This window comes from Paracoccus sp. JM45 (assembly GCF_003590715.1).
Taxonomy (GTDB): domain Bacteria; phylum Pseudomonadota; class Alphaproteobacteria; order Rhodobacterales; family Rhodobacteraceae; genus Paracoccus.
Window position 1 is genome coordinate 1 of the sequence record NZ_QQVY01000066.1, and the last position, 980, is coordinate 980.

1 pseudogene is annotated in these 980 nt (G+C 59.2%); it reads left to right on the forward strand.

Features of this window, described 5'->3' with window-relative positions:
- Positions 1-175 precede the first annotated feature (175 nt).
- A pseudogene (locus tag DWB67_RS17730) lies at positions 176-980 on the forward strand (transposase); the annotation flags it as partial.

Below are 980 nucleotides of genomic sequence, written 5' to 3' on the forward strand. Positions count from 1 at the left end.
GATCGCAAGAGCCGTGACAGGACCCACGCCCGGCATGGTCTGTGCGCGGCGGACCGAATCCGCTTTTTGGGCGGCACATCTCATCTTCGTGTCGAGCTCTGCAACACGCTGACCTGCCCCCCGGAAGTTCCCTCAGTCTGATGTAGAGTCTGCCCAACCTGACGGAGCAGACGACATGAGGAAAAGCCGTTTCACCGAAGCGCAGATTATCGGGATGATCAAAGAGCAGGAGGCTGGTTTGCCGACGTCGGAGCTGTGCCGGAAGCACGGCCTGAGCCCTGCGACGTTCTACAAGCTGAAGGACAAATATGGCGGGATGGATGTTTCCGACGCCAAACGCCTCAAGCAGCTCGAGGATGAAAACGCGAAGTTAAAGCGCTTGGTGGCAGATGTCATGCTGGACAATGTTGTGCTGAAGGATCTCTTGGGAAAGCCCTGACGACGCCGATGCAACGACGGGACGCGGTGCTGCGGGCGATGAAGGGTCATCCGATCTCTCAACGCCGGGTTTGCGTCCTGATCGGGGTCGATCCGAAGACGGTGCGGCGCGAAAGGCTGCCCGATAACCCGGAGATCCGTCTGGAAATGAACAAGATCGCGCAGATGCGTCGCCGGTTCGGTTATTGGCGCATTGGCGTCCTGCTAGAGCGCGTGGGCATGATTATGAACGAAAAAAAGCTTTACCGGATTTACCGGGAAGAGGGCCTGTCAGTGCGCCGTCGTAGAGGCCGGAAACGGGCGCGAGGCAGCCGCACACCAATGCCAGTGCCATTGCGCCTGAACCAGCGCTGGTCCTTGGACTTCCTGTCCGACACTTTCGGAGCCTGTCGAAAATTCCGCATCCTGGCAGTCAATGACGATTGCTGCCGCGAAAACCTATGCCTGGTCCCCGGCACCAGCATCTCCGGGGCCAGGATCGCCCGGGAGTTGGATGCGCTGGTCCGGATCTATGGGAAACCCGCCTGTATAGTTTCCGACAA